15 protein-coding genes and 1 pseudogene are annotated in these 16,541 nt (G+C 39.0%); 1 reads left to right on the top strand and 15 read right to left on the bottom strand.

The window, feature by feature from the left end; all coding sequences use genetic code 11:
* Positions 1-84: 84 nt before the first annotated feature.
* The 12 genes from recN to ACFPQ3_RS05270 form a co-directional block, all read right to left on the bottom strand.
* Complete coding sequence (recN, locus tag ACFPQ3_RS05325) at positions 85-1,749, bottom strand: DNA repair protein RecN (RefSeq protein ID WP_156805388.1); 1,665 nt, start codon at positions 1,747-1,749, stop codon at positions 85-87.
* Between the two features lie 15 nt (positions 1,750-1,764).
* Complete coding sequence (locus tag ACFPQ3_RS05320) at positions 1,765-2,211, bottom strand: arginine repressor (RefSeq protein WP_156805389.1); 447 nt, start codon at positions 2,209-2,211, stop codon at positions 1,765-1,767.
* On the bottom strand, positions 2,198-3,025 hold the full coding sequence (locus ACFPQ3_RS05315) for a TlyA family RNA methyltransferase (RefSeq protein WP_156805390.1): 828 nt from the start codon (positions 3,023-3,025) through the stop codon (positions 2,198-2,200). The genes ACFPQ3_RS05320 and ACFPQ3_RS05315 overlap by 14 nt, the downstream gene beginning before the upstream one ends.
* Positions 3,018-3,887: a polyprenyl synthetase family protein gene (locus tag ACFPQ3_RS05310; protein WP_156805391.1), complete on the bottom strand. Its 870-nt coding sequence runs from the start codon at positions 3,885-3,887 to the stop codon at positions 3,018-3,020. The genes ACFPQ3_RS05315 and ACFPQ3_RS05310 overlap by 8 nt, the downstream gene beginning before the upstream one ends.
* Positions 3,887-4,105: an exodeoxyribonuclease VII small subunit gene (locus ACFPQ3_RS05305; RefSeq protein WP_121834413.1), complete on the bottom strand. Its 219-nt coding sequence runs from the start codon at positions 4,103-4,105 to the stop codon at positions 3,887-3,889. The genes ACFPQ3_RS05310 and ACFPQ3_RS05305 overlap by 1 nt, the downstream gene beginning before the upstream one ends.
* Positions 4,106-4,253: 148 nt before the next feature.
* Positions 4,254-4,733, bottom strand: a complete 480-nt coding sequence (locus tag ACFPQ3_RS05300; protein WP_156805392.1) for a GNAT family N-acetyltransferase — start codon at positions 4,731-4,733, stop codon at positions 4,254-4,256.
* Positions 4,726-6,054, bottom strand: coding sequence for an exodeoxyribonuclease VII large subunit (gene xseA, locus ACFPQ3_RS05295; protein WP_156805393.1), 1,329 nt, complete (start codon positions 6,052-6,054; stop codon positions 4,726-4,728). The genes ACFPQ3_RS05300 and xseA overlap by 8 nt, the downstream gene beginning before the upstream one ends.
* Before the next feature lie 366 nt (positions 6,055-6,420).
* Positions 6,421-7,224, bottom strand: coding sequence for an MBL fold metallo-hydrolase (locus tag ACFPQ3_RS05290; protein WP_156805522.1), 804 nt, complete (start codon positions 7,222-7,224; stop codon positions 6,421-6,423).
* Complete coding sequence (vicK, locus tag ACFPQ3_RS05285; RefSeq protein WP_156805394.1) at positions 7,205-8,575, bottom strand: cell wall metabolism sensor histidine kinase VicK; 1,371 nt, start codon at positions 8,573-8,575, stop codon at positions 7,205-7,207. The genes ACFPQ3_RS05290 and vicK overlap by 20 nt, the downstream gene beginning before the upstream one ends.
* Complete coding sequence (gene yycF / locus ACFPQ3_RS05280) at positions 8,568-9,278, bottom strand: response regulator YycF (protein ID WP_156805395.1); 711 nt, start codon at positions 9,276-9,278, stop codon at positions 8,568-8,570. Before yycF ends, vicK begins: the two co-directional genes overlap by 8 nt.
* Before the next feature lie 461 nt (positions 9,279-9,739).
* A complete protein-coding gene (locus ACFPQ3_RS05275; RefSeq protein ID WP_156805396.1) occupies positions 9,740-11,488 on the bottom strand; it encodes an ABC transporter ATP-binding protein in 1,749 nt (582 codons plus the stop codon).
* A 10-nt stretch (positions 11,489-11,498) separates the two neighbouring features.
* Positions 11,499-13,223 carry an ABC transporter ATP-binding protein gene (locus ACFPQ3_RS05270; protein WP_156805397.1) on the bottom strand — a complete coding sequence of 575 codons (1,725 nt, stop codon included), beginning with the start codon at positions 13,221-13,223 and terminating at the stop codon, positions 11,499-11,501.
* A gap of 519 nt (positions 13,224-13,742) precedes the next feature.
* Between ACFPQ3_RS05270 and ACFPQ3_RS11815 the strand changes: the two are divergent.
* Positions 13,743-14,189 (top strand): annotated as a pseudogene (locus ACFPQ3_RS11815) (transposase); the annotation flags it as partial.
* Positions 14,190-14,303: 114 nt separating this feature from the next.
* On the opposite strand, the gene ACFPQ3_RS05260 reads toward ACFPQ3_RS11815, so the two are convergent.
* The 3 genes from ACFPQ3_RS05260 to ACFPQ3_RS05250 form a co-directional block, all read right to left on the bottom strand.
* A complete protein-coding gene (locus tag ACFPQ3_RS05260) occupies positions 14,304-15,041 on the bottom strand; it encodes a glucosaminidase domain-containing protein (RefSeq protein WP_232323170.1) in 738 nt (245 codons plus the stop codon).
* Between the two features lie 120 nt (positions 15,042-15,161).
* Positions 15,162-15,776 carry a TIGR01906 family membrane protein gene (locus ACFPQ3_RS05255; protein ID WP_156805398.1) on the bottom strand — a complete coding sequence of 205 codons (615 nt, stop codon included), beginning with the start codon at positions 15,774-15,776 and terminating at the stop codon, positions 15,162-15,164.
* Positions 15,766-16,539, bottom strand: a complete 774-nt coding sequence (locus tag ACFPQ3_RS05250; RefSeq protein WP_156805399.1) for a TIGR01457 family HAD-type hydrolase — start codon at positions 16,537-16,539, stop codon at positions 15,766-15,768. Before ACFPQ3_RS05250 ends, ACFPQ3_RS05255 begins: the two co-directional genes overlap by 11 nt.
* Positions 16,540-16,541: the final 2 nt, after the last annotated feature.

Raw genomic sequence — 16,541 nt, 5'->3', positions numbered from 1 at the left:
TTTTAATTTAATGTCCTTATTATAGCAAAATTGCTTTCAAAAATGGTAAGAAAGGTATGGATGCATTTATTCATTCACTCTCTTTTATTGATCATTTTTTAGCAATTCTCTAGCTTGACTTCGAGCGGCATCTGTAACATCGCTACCTGCTAACATTTTAGCGATTTCTTCCACACGTTCCTCGGTGCTAAGAAGTCGTACAGTTGAAACTGTTTTAGTCGTATCGCTCTGCTTTTCAATAAAGAACTGATAATCGGCAATAGCAATAACTTGTGGTAAATGTGAAATAGCCAGAACTTGACCATGTCGGCCAATTTTATGAATTTTTTGGGCAATAGCTTGCGCCACACGACCTGACACTCCGGTATCCACTTCATCAAAAACAATACTAGTCTTATCTTCTCTACGCGAAAAGGCTGATTTAATTGCTAACATGAGGCGAGATAATTCACCACCAGAAGCCACTTTAACCAATGGTTTAAAGCCTTCACCTGGATTTGTTGAAATATAAAATTCTACCGTCTCATTTCCTTCGCGGTTAAATTTACTTTTGGTAAATTTAACCTGAAATTCTGCTTTGTCCATATAAAGGTCTTTCAGCTCAGATTTGATTTCATCTTGTAAAACGACTGCTATTTGATGACGAGTTTGACTTAATTCAGTCGCTTTTTGCACCAATTTTTTTTCTAACGTTTTAAGGTCACGTTCCATATCATCCGACGACTGCCCCTGTCCTGTTAAATGATTGTACTCCGAACTGATATTGGCAAAATAGTCAAGAACATCATCAACTGAACCACCGTATTTTCTAGTAATACTATAAATAACATCTAAACGTTGCTCTATGACTTGCAAACGATTACCATCAAAATCTAAATCATCAATAATTCCACCTAAGCGCTTAGTCACTTCTTCCATGACATAGTACGCTTCAGAAAGACTGGTAGAAAGTTCTTTGTATTCTAAATCAAATTCTTCCAAACTCATTAAGTCATTCATTGCTGAACGCACATTAGATAGACTTGAAAAATCGTCATTGTCTAGCATAACAAAAGCATTTGTCAAAGTATCTGCAATATTTTTATGGTTAAGTAATTTATCACGTTCTTGATTAAGGGATACCTCTTCACCTGAAACGAGATTTGCAGCCTCTAGCTCAGCTAATTGAAATTCTAACATTTCAATTCGAGCCTTGTGTTCTTGTTCATTTTTTTGTTTGGTAGCAACAGCTTTACGAAGTATTCGATAATGGTCAAAGGTTTCCTGATACGATTTTTTCAAAGCAACAAACTCATCTTCTCCAAAAGCATCTAAGAGCCGACCATGAAGGGCAGGTCTCATCAATTCTTCTTGATCGTGTTGACCATGAATATCCACCAAATGTTGCCCAACCGCTTTCAGCGTTGTTAAATTAACCATTGAACCATTGATACGACTAACGCTCCGACCATTTTGCAAAATCTCACGACGAATAATAAGTTCATCAGTCACTTCAATGCCATTATCTTCCAAAATTTGTGTCAGCACAGCATTTTTTTCAACAGAAAATAATCCTTCAATCTCAGCCTTAGGAGCTCCGTAGCGAATAATATCAGTATTAGCACGCGCACCCAACATCAGATTCATCGCATCAATAATGATAGACTTCCCTGCTCCAGTTTCTCCCGTCAAGACCGTCATTCCTGTGTCAAAATTAAGAGAAATCTCTTCAATAATGGCAAAATTTTTAATGGCAATTTCTAATAGCATAGCCACTCCTGTTTGTTATGTCCAACGATTAATCCGTGATAATAAAGCTTCTGCAGTAGCCTCTGTCGGAGCTACGAGAAGCAAGCTGTCATCATCTGCAATTAAACTAAAAATTTGATCTGAGAACTCACTCACGATATGACGCTTCAAAAAGCGACTGTTCCCTGGAATAACATCGATATGTAACATATTTTTTAAGCGTGAGATTCCTACAATAATCGAAGAAATATTCAACGGTTGTGGTACGATAATTGCCGATTTATTTTTAGATAATCCGTAGATATAGCGACCTGATTTTGAAGGAACCTTAACTATACCAATTTCATTCATGTCACGAGAAATAGTTGCCTGGGTTGGCGTCAATCCTTCTTTTTTCAAATAATCTAACAATTCATTTTGAGTTTCAACTTCATGAGACAATATAATTTTTTTAATTAATTCTAAACGTTCATTTTTCTTCATTTTTTTCAAATTCCTTATGTGCTTTTTCAATGATTTGAGTAATGGCAGAGCTAACTAAATTATCAGCAACCGCCGCTTTTTCTAAATGTATTAAAAATTCAATATTACCATGACCACCCTGAATCGGTGAAAAATCTAGCTTCTTAGCTGTAAATCCATAATTCACAGCAAACTGTGTCACGGTTTCTAACACTTTTTTATGTATCGCTTGATCTTTGACGATACCATTTTTTCCAATTTGATCACGCCCTGCTTCAAACTGAGGTTTGATAAGAGCAACAACTTGACCACCATCTGCCAATACCTTATGAAGAGCTGGCAAAATCAAATTCAGTGAAATAAAACTAACATCTATTGAAGCAAAACTTGGTTGACCTTCTGTAAAGTCCGCTAGCTCAGCGTAACGAAAATTGTACTGCTCCATTGAACGTACTCTATCATCATTACGCAACTTCCAAGCCAGTTGGTTGGTTCCAACATCAACTGCATAAACCAGCTTAGCACCACTTTGAAGCATGACATCTGTAAATCCTCCAGTTGACGCGCCGATATCAATAGTCGTTAAATTTTCAACTGAAATGTCAAAAACTTCTAAAGCTTTTTCGAGTTTTAAACCACCTCTACTAACGTATTTTAGTTTTTCTCCTTTGAGTTTTAGCTCTATACCATCATCAATTTTTTCACCTGGCTTATCGTAACGTTCGCCATTAATGACATTAATGACAAGGCCTGCCATAACACCTCTTTTAGCCTGTTCTCTCGTTTCAAAAAGACCTTGTTTATACGCCAGTACATCCACACGTTCTTTAGCCATTTAAACGCAACCTTTCTATAACTTCCACGATTTTATGTGACTTGAATCCCTGTTCTTCTTGAAGTTTTTGAAAAATAGCTGTCGCTTTATCCAGAGAATCATTCAACACCTGATGAGATTGTTTCAAACCTAAAAGTGATGGATAAGTTGATTTTTCTGCAATCAAATCTTTTTGAGGCGTTTTACCAAGTTCTTCAAAAGTTGCAGTCACATCTAAAATATCATCACGTACTTGAAAAGCCAAACCAATAAGCTCACCAGCAACTCGTAAGTCAGAAACAGTAGCCTCTGATTGCTCTGCTATAATTCCTGCAGCCACGAAAGGAAAGGTAAGCAGTTTACCAGTCTTATTAGCATGAACCTTTTGGATCTCTTTCAACGTTAGCTCCGCTTCTTCCCCATTAATGTCTAGCATCTGTCCACCAACCATGCCATATGTTCCTGCGCTAAAAGATAGCTCTGAAATGACCTTTATTTTGATATCAGATGATAGATCGGTCTTTGCAACGAGACCAAAAGGATCCAAAAAGAGAGAATCACCTGCCAAGATAGCTGTGGCTTCATTAAACTTTTTATGATTAGTTAGTCTACCTCGACGGTAATCGTCATTATCCATCGCCGGTAAGTCATCATGAATCAACGAGCCTGTGTGAATCATCTCTAGTGCCGCTGCCACATCGAAATGACTATTGGTTAACTCAAGTCCAAATCCCTCTAAAATATCTAGTAGAATCATTGGACGAATACGTTTACCCCCAGCAGTCACCGAATAAAGAATACTCTCTATTAAATCAGCCGAAATTGTCTTTTGACTGTAATAGTAACGACGAATAGCTTGATCGATCTCATGCAACTTATCCATTAGGCATCAAATTCCTTTTCTGAGCCATCAGCCTGCATGACCTTGACCAAGGTTTTTTCAGCCTGAGCAAGCGTCTGTTGTAAATCCTTTGACAAGACCATTCCTTTTTGAAACTCGGCGATAGCCTCTTCCAAGGCGACATCACCATTTTCTAGCTTGGCCACAATAGCTTCTAATTCTTGTAAATTTTCTTCAAATGTTTTTTTCTTGCTTGGCATTATTTACAATCTCGGGTATTGTCAACAAAAATGAAATCCATAACACATCGCATTAAGCACATATGGTATTTCATCATTGAGAAACTTACCCATGTTCAGTTTAGATGACTAAACTGACATTTCCTTTCTAATAATTCTATCGAAATCCTTAATCATTATCTTTTTCCATAATGATTAAGTTTCCAAAGCGACCTGGAAAATCTTCCCGCAATCGTTTAAATCCTAACTTCTCATACATCGCTTGAGCTGGTATATTAGCCACATTGACAGCTAAAATAAGACTATCACACACCTTACCTAAAACGTCTTCAATAAAATCAAAAATCAGTAACATGGCTTGACTGCTGTAACCCTTACGACGGTATCTATCATCAATGGACAAGGCTCTTAAAAGCACTCGCTTAGCGCTGTCATATCCGTAAGTTTCCGGACCACCCTCAAAATGCAAGGTAAAATAACCCACAATCTGATTTTCATTAAGCACGATAACAGGTTGACGTGACGACTCCATGAAACAATCTTCAATTGCCTCTCTTGGATGAGCTGTAAAGGTCGTATCACAAAGCTGATAATCCGATAAGTCTCCATGACTATTGATATCATATCTTTCTAAATGAATCTTAGACAATATTAACAACCTCAACTTCTAGCTTCCCATCTTTCATGAAAACACTAAGTTTGTCGCCTTTATCAACGTTTTGGGTACTGGCGACAATCTGGTTATTTTTTTGGACCATAGCATAGCCACGCGCAATAATTCTATTGGTATCCAGTGACAAAAGCGCATCTTGTGCCTTTTCAAATCGAGATAACTTGCTATCGTACTGGTTGGTCATGTGAGACTTAAGAAGTCGTTCCTGAACAGCCAAGCGCTCATAATAAGTGGTGAGTCTACCTTTCAAGTCCACCGCCAATAAACGCTGGTTTATCAAAGCTGATTTCTGCTGAGCTTGGCTCAATTGATTTTCAGTTTTTGTGACTAATCTCGTCGTTAATTTATCCAATTTCTGCACATAGCCATCGTAAAGACGTTCTGGCTGTCTAAAAATAACAGAATTTGAAAGTTTAAACACACGCTCTTGATTAAATTGAATACGCCGTAGTGTCGCTTGATAAGCCCTATTTTGTCGCTCTGCAAGCCATGATACAATATCCGATTTTGTTACAGGGGTTGCTAGCTCGGCTGCTGCTGTTGGAGTAGCTGCTCTGCGATCGGCGACGAAGTCTGCCAAAGTCGTATCAGTCTCGTGACCCACAGAAGATATCACTGGCAATCTGGACTCAAAAATCGCTTGAACGACTATCTCTTCATTGAAAGACCAGAGATCTTCAATGGAGCCACCACCACGACCAACAATCAGCAAGTCAAGGTCACTTCGTTCATTTGCCTTAGCAATATTTGTTGCCACTTCATAGGCACTTCCCTCCCCTTGAACCTTGGTTGGAAAAAGTAAAATCTCAACACCTGGGAACCGTCTGCTTACTGTCGTAATGATATCTCGGATTACAGCACCACTTGGACTGGTAATGACACCAATTTTTTTGACAAATTGTGGCAGAGCTTGTTTATGGCGATCATCAAAATAGCCAGCTTCAGATAATTTTTTCTTGAGTTGCTCAAATTGAACAGCTAAAGCACCAACACCATCAGGCTCTGCCTTTTCAATAATAATGGAGTAAGAGCCGCTTGGCGGATAAAGCTCAATGCGACCAATAACATTGACTTTCATGCCTTCTTCAAGGTCAAAGCCAAGTTTTTTGTAAATGCCACCCCACATAGTCGCTTGAATAACTGCTCCCTCATCCTTGAGTGAAAAATACTGATGGTTAGGACGACGGCGAAAGTTTGAGACCTCTCCTGTCAGATAGACACGCTCTAAATAAGGGTCACGGTCAATTTTCATTTTAAGATACTTAGTCAAACTTGTAACCGATAAATAATCCGACAACTTTCTCCCTTTCTAATACATCTTTTTTTGATAATACTGGAGTCATCCATCATGCTATAGTTAACTTGTTACGCCTATTCTTTTCTGAACGTATCCCCTCTAATTATGGTAGGAAGTCATGTTGATCAGTTATGTTCTAGAATTACTTTTTAAATCATTGGACCTCAACTAGGATTTAAAAAGAGGTCGCTAAAAGACTAGGTAAAGCAAACTAACTAGGGCAACTAATTTAATATCTTAACAATTATACCAAAAATAGTCTAAAATAGTTATCTAGAAGTTGTTTTGTTTTTACGTTTTTTCTAATAAAAAGAGGATGGAATCTTAACTGCCCAATCCTCAATTAGTTATATCGTGTAAAAAAATCTAAATCTGAGTCAACGGAGTTGCTGTATCTGGAGAGGTCTCTAAAATTTTAACCGTACGTTCAACATCAATATCTGCCTGTGCAAGATTGTTTTTAACAGTCAGGTGAGCTAATTCTTTGATATTATTTTCTTTAGATAAATGTCCCAGATAAATTTTTTGCGTTCTGTTACCCAAACTATCAATCATAGCCTGTGCTCCAGCTTCATTTGATAAATGCCCATAATCTGATAAGATGCGCTGTTTTGTTGACCAAGGATAAGAGCCTGCTCTCAAAATTTCAATATCATGATTGGCTTCAATAAGATAGGCGTCAGCATTTTCAATAATCCCTGACATCCGATCAGAAACATAGCCAGTATCTGTCAACATGACAAAACTCTTATCATCTTTCATGAAACGGTAAAATTGCGGAGCTACAGCATCATGACTAACCGCAAAACTCTCGATATCTATATCGTCAAAAGTGAGCACCTTTCCTGTCTCAAAAATATGTTTTTGACTCACATCCAGTTTACCTAGCATCTTGTCCATAGCTTGCCAAGTCTTACTATTAGCATAAACGTCTAAATTGTATTTACGGGCTAAAACACCGACACCGTGGATATGATCTTTGTGCTCATGGGTAACCAAAATAGCATCTAAATCCTCTGGTTTTCGATCAATTTCATCAAGTAAACTCACAATTTTCTTACCAGATAGACCCGCATCAACTAAAATACGTTTCTTTGGGGTTTCTAAGTAAAAGGAATTCCCGCTAGAGCCTGAAGCAAGGATACTATACTTAAACCCCTTTTCCGTCAGCATTGTCTTCGTAATCCTCCCAATCATCTAATTCTAGAACTTCTTTGTCATAAGGCAAAACAATTGTAAAGGTTGAACCCTTACCTTCCTCACTTTTAGCCCAAATGAAACCTTGGTGCTGTTTCACAATCTCTTTAGCAATTGATAGGCCTAAGCCTGTTCCACCTTGTGCACGACTTCTGGCTTTATCAACTCGATAAAAGCGGTCAAAAATCATCGGCAAATCCTTTTTAGGAATTCCTAATCCTTGGTCTGTAATAGAAACGATTAACTGACTATCCGTGGTTTTCATACTCACCTTAATCTGCCCACCATCAGGTGAATACTTGATTGCATTATTTAAAATATTTTCAATGACCTGTGTCATTTTATCATTATCAATTTCCATCCAAACAGATGTCAAGGGATAGTCACGAACAATCTCAAAATTCTTATCAGATGTTGTGTGTTGACTTTTAACTTTATCAAAGCGATTCAAAATAGACGTCATAAAAGCTGTAAAATTTGTCATTTCTACTTCTAACTGCACCGCTCCATTATCAATACGAGAGAGGTTAAGAAGGTCGGTAATCATACGCATCATGCGATTAGTCTCGTCTAAGGATACTTTGATAAATTGCGGAGCAACATCATCTTTTAGAGCCCCTTCATCAAGAGCCTCTAAATACGATTTTACCGAAGTTAATGGCGTGCGCAACTCGTGACTAACATTTGATACAAAAAGACGACGTTCACGCTCTTCTTTTTCTTGTTCTGTAACGTCATGCAATACCACAACCAATCCTGAAATAAAACCGGACTCACGACGATTAAGGGCAAAGCGAAAACGTAAAGTGATGAATTCACCAAACTCATCACGTCGATTCACTAAAATATTAGGTGTTTTTGCAACTAAATCATGGTAAGAATAAGGATTATCACTGCCAAGGATATCCAAAATAGTCATTTTTAATGCTTGGTCCTTGGTCAAATTCAATTGCTTTTGGGCAGTCTCATTGATTGTAATAACGTTCCCACCACGATCTGTCGCTATAACCCCATCTGTCATATAAGCTAAAAGACTGGTCAATCGATCTTTTTCTTGCGATAAATTACCATGTGTTAGGCGTACCACCTCTGACAAATCACTAAGACTATTAGCTAAATCCTCTAAATCTGAATCAGCCTCAACCTCTAAAAGATCTGAGTAGTCTCCGTCAATCAGTGCATAAACGTTCTCAGTCAACTTCCGAATAACTTTGGATTGCCTATAATCACGGTAGGCGCCATAGAGAAGGTAGATGGCAGCAACTGCTAAAAGTAATAAAAGGAAACGTTCAAAAATGCCAAAATTATCTGTTAAATTAGTCATATGCTTTCATATAATAGCCGACACCTCGACGGGTTAGAATGTACTCTGGACGACTAGGAATATCCTCTATTTTTTCACGAAGACGTCGTACGGTTACGTCAACAGTACGCACATCTCCAAAATAATCGTAGCCCCAAACGGTCTCCAGAAGATGCTCTCGTGTCATAACTTGTCCAATATGAGTTGCCAAGTGAAATAATAATTCGAACTCACGGTGAGTTAACTCCAGTTCTTGACCACGCTTATGTGCCACATAGGCATCTGGTAAAATTTCTAGCTCACCAATTTTCAAGAGACTCGATTTTTCCGAAGCATTTTCATCAGCAATTGCCAATTCAATATTTTCTGTTCGACGTAGGTGAGCTTTTACACGTGCCAAAAGTTCTCGATTTGAAAATGGCTTTGTCACATAATCATCCGCCCCAATTTCAAGACCAATGACTTTATCAAACTCACTATCCTTCGCAGAAAGCATGATAATAGGAATATGACTTGTTTTACGCACTTCTTTGGCTACTTCAAGTCCATCCAGCTCTGGCAACATTAAGTCCAAAATAATTAAATCAGGATCTTCCGTTGCAAATTGTGTAAGGGCCTCTCGTCCATCAAAAGCCGTGACAACTTCATACCCCTCCTTTGATAAATTAAATTTAATGATGTCTGAAATTGGTTTTTCATCATCAACAATAAGAATTTTTTTCATTAGTTACATTGACCTTTCTTTTAGGTTTGTTCTCATATCTGCGACTATTATAGCAAATTTGTCCATAAATAGAAACTTTCCGCTTTGAATCAAAACAATGAATCAAATGATACTCATTAAAAATCAAAATTTGATAACTTAATTTACAATTTTTGGGGACAATTAGACTTATGTGGCAGGGACACAAGTGGCCTCCTAACGGAGTTCCATTGCTCATTTTCAAGCCTAAAATCTTGAAAATCCCCTCAACGACTGCTATATAGGGCCAATCGTCTTTTTACCAAAGCGGCACTGTTTGTAACACATTCCCTAGGCCTACTCTTATCGTTTTACATCACATGAGGTAAGGTACCTATTTTCAGATTTTGAAATGGATTCAGTATTATCATAGTATGGTTATCACTTCATAATCCAAAAAAGCAGATTCCAACGATAGAATCTGCTTCTATAAAATAAATGGATTAAACTGATACTCTTTGTTGGATTTTATGCATTTCGGCATAACGTCCACCTAATGCCAAGAGTTCTGCATGTGTTCCACGTTCAATAATCTGACCTGCATCCAAGACAAGAATTTGGTCTGCATTTTGAATGGTCGAAAGCCGGTGGGCGATAATAAAGGTTGTCCGCCCTTCTTTCACCACATCCATGGCACGCTGAATGATTTCTTCTGTCTCGGTATCAATGTGCGAGGTCGCTTCATCTAAGATTAAAATTTTAGGATCTGTAATCAAAGTTCTAGCAAAAGCAATCAACTGACGCTCTCCTGATGAGAAGGCGGAGCCTTTTTCAACTACTGGTTCATGGATACCTTTATCTAATCGCTCCACCATGTCTTTGGCTCCAACCTTTTCAAGACTGGTTAAAATCGCTTCATCAGATAACCCTTTATTTTCCATAGACACATTACTAGCAATGGTTCCTGTGAAAAGGTACGGGTCCTGCAACACAATCCCCATATAGCTCCTGAGACTTTCACGTGAAAAATGACGAATATCCTGTCCGTCAATCAGAACCTTTCCCTCTTGTGGGTCATAAAAACGATAGAGGAGATTCATGATAGACGATTTTCCTGAGCCTGTGTGTCCAACCAAGGCAACTGTCTCACCCGCCTTAACATGAATGGCAATATCACGAAGCACCGCTTTTCCTTCCTCATAAGCAAAGGTTACACGGTCAAAGACGACATCACCATCTTCAACAAATAGCTGAGCGTCACCATCTGCTTCTTCTTGTTCTTCCAATAAATCAAGGACACGGCGTCCTGTCTCAAGTGAACGATGGATGTTTGGTAGCTGTCTTACCAACATTCCCAACAAATCAAATAAGGTCGTGATATAGTTGATATAGACAAAGAGACGACCTGGGGTGACTCCTAGATTTCCACCTAAAAATTGATAGCCAACCACTGTTAGAACACCTGAAATCACCATGTACTTGGCAAATTCTGTCAAAGTCCAAGAAGCGGTTGAATTGATTAAATGCATGCGATTATCTGCCGCCAACATTTTCCCAGAAGTCTTGTTAAAATCTTCCAAAACCTTTTCTTCTTGGTGGTAAAGTTGAATGAGACTCGCTCCGTTCATCGTTTCGTTGACTTGGGTATTGACCTCACTTCTGGCATCATAAAAGTCCTTCATCGGTTTATTAGTTGCTCGCCCGTACAACACCTGTAACCCATAAAAAAGAGGAATTAAAATAAGCATGTAAAGACCGATTGTCACATCCAATCGAATTAAAATCACGTAAATGGCAATAATCCGAATGATATTAAGAAAAATCATGGTCAACAGATTGCTATAGAATTGATTGCGTAGCGTCTCGGTATCATTGACAATCCGTGTCGCGATTTTCCCAGCAGGCTTGTCATCAAAATAAGAAATCGGTAGCCGCTGCATTTTATCAAAAGCTTGATTACGCAAGTAAGCCGTCACTAAAAAGGCACAGCGACTAAAAATGTATCGATCAAAATAGTAAAGAAATAACGACAGCACTGTCAGACCAGTATAGAGACTCATGTACTTCATAAAAAGCGCTTGGTTGATAACCTTACCTTGGTCAAGAACTGTTAAACTACTATCAATGACTTGTTGCAAAACTAGGGGTGATAATTGACTGACTGCGGTTGCTAGCAAAAGCATAACAACACCAAGTGTAAAAAGACCTTTCACAACAGTTAATTGCTTCATTAAGTTTAATATTGTCTTCATTTTACACCTCCTATTCTGTTCCTTGTGCTTGCTGACGTTGGTATTGTTCAAAGTACCAGCCACCTAATTGAATAAGGTCATCAGGGGTCCCTTCTTCGACAATACGTCCATCATCCAAAACTAGAACCCAATCAGCATGTTGTATCGCAGATAGTCGGTGGGTAACGATAATATTTGTCTTACCAGCACGCTCTCTCTGGATATTTTGAATAATTTTCTTCTCCGTTCTGGCATCAACCGCTGATAACGAATCGTCTAATATCAAGAGTTCTGGGTCCTTGATAAAAGCACGCGCTAGGGAAATCCGTTGTTTCTGACCACCTGATATAGACACCCCACGTTCACCAATAGTTGTGGCTAGACCATTTGACATACGCTCCAAATCCTCTGTAAAGGCTGCGGTTTCAATAGCCTGATGAATAGTCATTTCGCCTGCATTTGTTTTTCCCATAGCAATGTTTTCACCAACAGAACGCGAAAAGAGGATGTGTTCCTGTGGCACATAGCCAATCAGACTCTCTACACTTTTCCGAGCGTACTCTGTGATTGCTCTGCCATTTAACCTAAAACCACTAGAACCAGCAGGGTACTGACGAAGAAACTGGCGCACAAGGGTTGTCTTACCTGATCCCGTCTTTCCGACAATCCCAAGGGTATGCCCTTTTTTAAGAGAAAAGCTGACGCTGTTAAGACTAGCATGTGTTGCCTGAGGATAGGTAAAACTGTAATCTTTAAAGTGAGCCACTTCAAAGGCTTGCGCTTCTAACTCACCATCCACTTCCATATCGTCACTGGTCTCAATCAAGCCCTGTAATTTCTCAAAAGAGGTCCGTCCCGTCTGGTAAACCAGAACAAGCTCTGAAAGCATAGAAATCGGTTCTGTCAATGAGACCGTATAAAGCTGCATCGCCAATACTTGACCAACCGTCATACTGCCGTCTGCGACAAATTGTGTTCCCAAAAGCAAGGTAATCAAAGTCGTTGCCCCAAACATGAGGGTATAGATAGGATTGTAAAGTGCCGTCACTCGCACCAAGCGATTTTCTCTGTCAACCAAATCCTGAGTTTTCTGACGAAAACGGGCAGCCTGCAAGTCCTTACGACTGTAAGCACGCATGACACGCACTCCTTCGATGGCCTCCACGACCTCATTACTGAGATTGGCCACAGCCTCACGATTATCATCAAAAAGGCTATCTGTTTTCCGACTGATAAAATAAATGACTGATGATAAGACAATGACTGGTAAGAGGGCAGCTAAAGTAATTTGCCAAGACATGGCAAACATGACTGGAATGATAAAAAGCAACATCCCTCCAGCATACAAGACCGTCATCAAACCATAGCCCACCAAATCCTGCAACATCTCCACATCAGACGAGAAGCGTGTCATCATATCACCTGAGCGAAATTTTTCATAAAATGGCGTCCGCATGGAAACCAATTTTTTAAAGGCATTTTGCTGCAAATCAAACTTAAATCGACTGGCCTGCTGAAAGATTTTCAAACTCCAAAAGAAGGCTGTCACATAACTTACCACTGTGGCTCCAACCAAAATCCCGATATTCAACCAAAGATTACTTTTTGTCAGACTCCCTGTCGTCATCAAATCAATCAATCGTTGAATAATCTGAGTCGGAACCACCAAACTGGCATCGTAAATAATCAAGACAAGACCTACTAAGACATATAGCCATTTGTGGTCTTTAATATATTTTCCAACTAATTTAAACATCCTATCTCCAAAAACATTTTTCTTTTTATAGACTAACTATTTTTCTAACCCAACAATTCTATATACTACATTTTCTCCACCTACATCATTTTTCTTTCTTCGTATTGGTTTCAGGACACACAAAAAACCTATGGACATACTCCTTCCATAGGCCTTTAGTCTTTTTTACAACAAAAAATAAACTAACGAGACTGACTAGAAAGGAGAGATTTATTAACTTTTTGTGTGAATACGTTGTTCATTGTTAAGTTCTCCTTTCATAAATATGTTATCAGTTTAGCATGAATTTATATTTTTGTAAAGATGGTTTTTATTTTTTTGACAAAATAAGACTAGGCAACTAGGCTAAATCGAATAATTACCATTTTTTATCATTCCATTCTGCCCGACCCCAATCAAATTCATTGTGACGAACACCATCATCTTCCCAATCTGCAAATAACTCCTGTATTGTTGTTGGCTTTTGAATGTCAGGAGTTAAACTAATTGATTTATCTTTTACAGATACAGAAAACTTTTGGCTATCATGCGACTAAAATCCATTATTATAGCTTGAAATTTTCAATTCTTGTCAGCGATAGTAGGTTTCCTATTGATTATGTTGTCACACCCGCATCTATTTATGATGGCGATGTTGCTTTGGAGCTACTTGAAAATAGCCTCTTTCCAATCATTTATGGAGATAAAGGCAGAGTTAGCAGACTGCGGTATCCAGTTAATTTCTCAACTCAGAAAAAACATGATGGGTTATTCATGGCTAGAAAATTATAAAATCAGTAGATTGAAGAAACCATCAGAGACCGTATTTTCTAGTTTAGAGCAGTTTGGAATTGAATCTTTACGTTGCCGAAACATTCAAGCGCTCAAATTTAAGACAGAGGCAATATTACTTATCTATTCTCTTTTGCTCAAAAGCAGTCATATTGATTTTGGGATCAGTCTAACTATTCCCTTGCTTACGCTTGATTAACTAGAACAACGGATATTAATAAGTTTTAGTGACTTCCAAAAGTGAGCTAGCTGAATTTCTAATTCAAAAAGAGAGTGACTTCCCACTCTCTTTTGGATTTATGTTATGTTTTATTGCGCTTGACCAATGTGAATCGCCCAAGCGTGATCAATATCAAGGGTTTCTTGAGTGGTGTATTGACGACGGTAGTTGTTCCATACTAAGCCACCAGCAACCACACTACTTTCACCATTTGACGCTTGCATAGTATCATATTGTGTCAGATTGTGCAGTTCAATAATAGCATTCAACTTGTTTGCATAACTTGTATCAGTCGCATAAGTTCCTGTTAGGGCTTGCGTTGCGTCAGCATAGCTCAATGTATTTGAACGCCACGCTCCACTAAAGTAATCTTGTTTGACAACACCAACATAATCCTGCAAGGATTCATGATAGCTTGGATAGCTACGGAAATGAGATAAAATCGTATAAGCATTTCCTGCACCATCATCTTCCCAAGTCTCCATTTGGACAGCTTGACCTTGGTAACTTCCTTTTATTCCAAAAAGATTGTGATGCGGAGAAGCACCTAACCCTGATAACCCATAGTTACTTTCATGAATCGCTTGCGCAATCATAACAGATGGGTATAAATCATTAGCATTTGCTAGTACTTGAGCTGAACCTGCGATAGAATCAATAAATTGTTGTCTATAGTCAACGACACCATATTCATTTGCCTCTGAGTTTTGAGTAAGACTCTTACCAAAAGCGAAAAGACACACGGCTAAAATACCTAATGTCAACGCCATGATTACTGGTACAGGGTCTTTCTTACTCGCCTTACGGGCTTTATTTTTTAAATACATTTTTTTCTCCTTATCGTCCATATTGGTATTATAAAACACCTTTCTCAAACAAACAAGACACTTAATGTTACAAATTAGAGACAAATGTTGACTAAATCAAGACAACTCAAATATAAAGGGTCAAAAATTAGTGATTTTCCGACACCAAAAATAGGTTCCTAACATGATGCCTTCATACAGCGCAAAAAAGAGGATGAAGCAATGCAAAAAGAACGTTTCTGGTAGAACCCAAATGATAGGGTCAGTTGCTGGATTGAAAAGCCATGAGCTATCTCCTGGGAACAGAACCTGATGAAACAGTGTAAAGAAATTCTCAAACCCAATCATCACTCCCATCAGACCAACAACTACTGGCACAAGTGCTGCTCCTAAAAAGACTTTTTGATGGAAAACTTTGTCTTTACCTTTGAAAAATAGCAGAGCAGGGACGATTGTCAATACCGCAATGATTTGAGCCAGATGAAAAAGCAGTTTCACATCTGCAAAGTGCTTGAGCCCACTCGCTGATGACGGAAAATCTGGCATAGCTAGCACCTGTGAAAAGGGACTAGTCAGATAAACCATAAGAACATTAAAATTATGCAACAGCTCTGCTTTAGTGATGATGACTTGATTCGTCAGTTTCATCCAATCAACTTCCAAGGGATAAAGGAGCCAGGCTCCGTAAATCGTCCCCAGCACTGCCATTGCCAAAAGCCAAATAACAGTAAGATAAGCGTAGAATCTAGTTTTCATCAAATGACCACTCCGCTAGGCTTTCTAAGACATGGGTCGGTGCAGTCGGTAAGGTCGGCACGTCTTCTTTTGCCGTAAACCCTGTCAAGACAAGGAGGGTATCAATGCCGTTTTGGATGCCAGCCATGATGTCTGTTAGGTAATTGTCACCAACCATAATGGCTTCTGCCTTTTCAACACCAAGACGAGCTAATGCTTTGTCCATAATGATGGCTTCTGGTTTTCCAATAATAGCTGGTTTGACACGGGTCGCTGCTTCAAGTAGAGCGATTAACGAACCCGCTCCCGGTAAAAGACCACGCTCTGTTGGAATATTGAGGTCAGGATTGGTACCAATAAAATGCGCCCCTTTTTGTATAGCGAGGGTCGCCGTTACAAATTTTTCATAATCAACTGACCAGTCCAGACCAACCACAACATAGGCTGGATTTTCAGTATCTTCTACAAAACCAGCTTCATAGATGGCTGATTTTAGCCCTTCTTCGCCGATGATATAGACGGTAGTACCCAGATTGGCATCTTTCATGTAATCAACCGTCGCTAGCGTCGCCGTATAAACCGTTTCAAGTGGTGTCTCAATCTCAAACTTGTCACGGAGCATGGCTTGCACCTGCTCTGGCGTACGCGTGGTATTATTGGTCACCAGCATGTAAGGAAGCTCACGCGCCTGCAAGTCACGGATAAACTGCTCCCCAGCAGGAATACGGTCACTCCCCTTATAAATCGTTCCATCTAAATCAATTAAATAACCTTTGTATGACACAG

It is taken from the genome of Streptococcus caledonicus (genome assembly GCF_042656225.1).
Taxonomy (GTDB): Bacteria; Bacillota; Bacilli; order Lactobacillales; family Streptococcaceae; genus Streptococcus; species Streptococcus caledonicus.
The sequence above is the reverse complement of the archived record's forward strand: the minus strand, read 5'-3'. Positions and strand labels throughout refer to the sequence as shown.

Excerpts from the sequence above, each read along its gene's own strand:
- recN (WP_156805388.1), bottom strand. The coding sequence starts at position 1,749 with ATGCTATTAGAAATTGCCATTAAAAATTTTGCCATTATTGAAGAGATT.
- ACFPQ3_RS05320 (WP_156805389.1), bottom strand. The coding sequence starts at position 2,211 with ATGAAGAAAAATGAACGTTTAGAATTAATTAAAAAAATTATATTGTCT.
- ACFPQ3_RS05315 (WP_156805390.1), bottom strand. The coding sequence starts at position 3,025 with ATGGCTAAAGAACGTGTGGATGTACTGGCGTATAAACAAGGTCTTTTT.
- ACFPQ3_RS05310 (WP_156805391.1), bottom strand. The coding sequence starts at position 3,887 with ATGGATAAGTTGCATGAGATCGATCAAGCTATTCGTCGTTACTATTAC.
- ACFPQ3_RS05305 (WP_121834413.1), bottom strand. The coding sequence starts at position 4,105 with ATGCCAAGCAAGAAAAAAACATTTGAAGAAAATTTACAAGAATTAGAA.
- vicK (WP_156805394.1), bottom strand. The coding sequence starts at position 8,575 with ATGACTAATTTAACAGATAATTTTGGCATTTTTGAACGTTTCCTTTTA.
- yycF (WP_156805395.1), bottom strand. The coding sequence starts at position 9,278 with ATGAAAAAAATTCTTATTGTTGATGATGAAAAACCAATTTCAGACATC.
- ACFPQ3_RS05275 (WP_156805396.1), bottom strand. The coding sequence starts at position 11,488 with ATGAAGACAATATTAAACTTAATGAAGCAATTAACTGTTGTGAAAGGT.
- ACFPQ3_RS05270 (WP_156805397.1), bottom strand. The coding sequence starts at position 13,223 with ATGTTTAAATTAGTTGGAAAATATATTAAAGACCACAAATGGCTATAT.
- ACFPQ3_RS05260 (WP_232323170.1), bottom strand. The coding sequence starts at position 15,041 with ATGTATTTAAAAAATAAAGCCCGTAAGGCGAGTAAGAAAGACCCTGTA.
- ACFPQ3_RS05255 (WP_156805398.1), bottom strand. The coding sequence starts at position 15,776 with ATGAAAACTAGATTCTACGCTTATCTTACTGTTATTTGGCTTTTGGCA.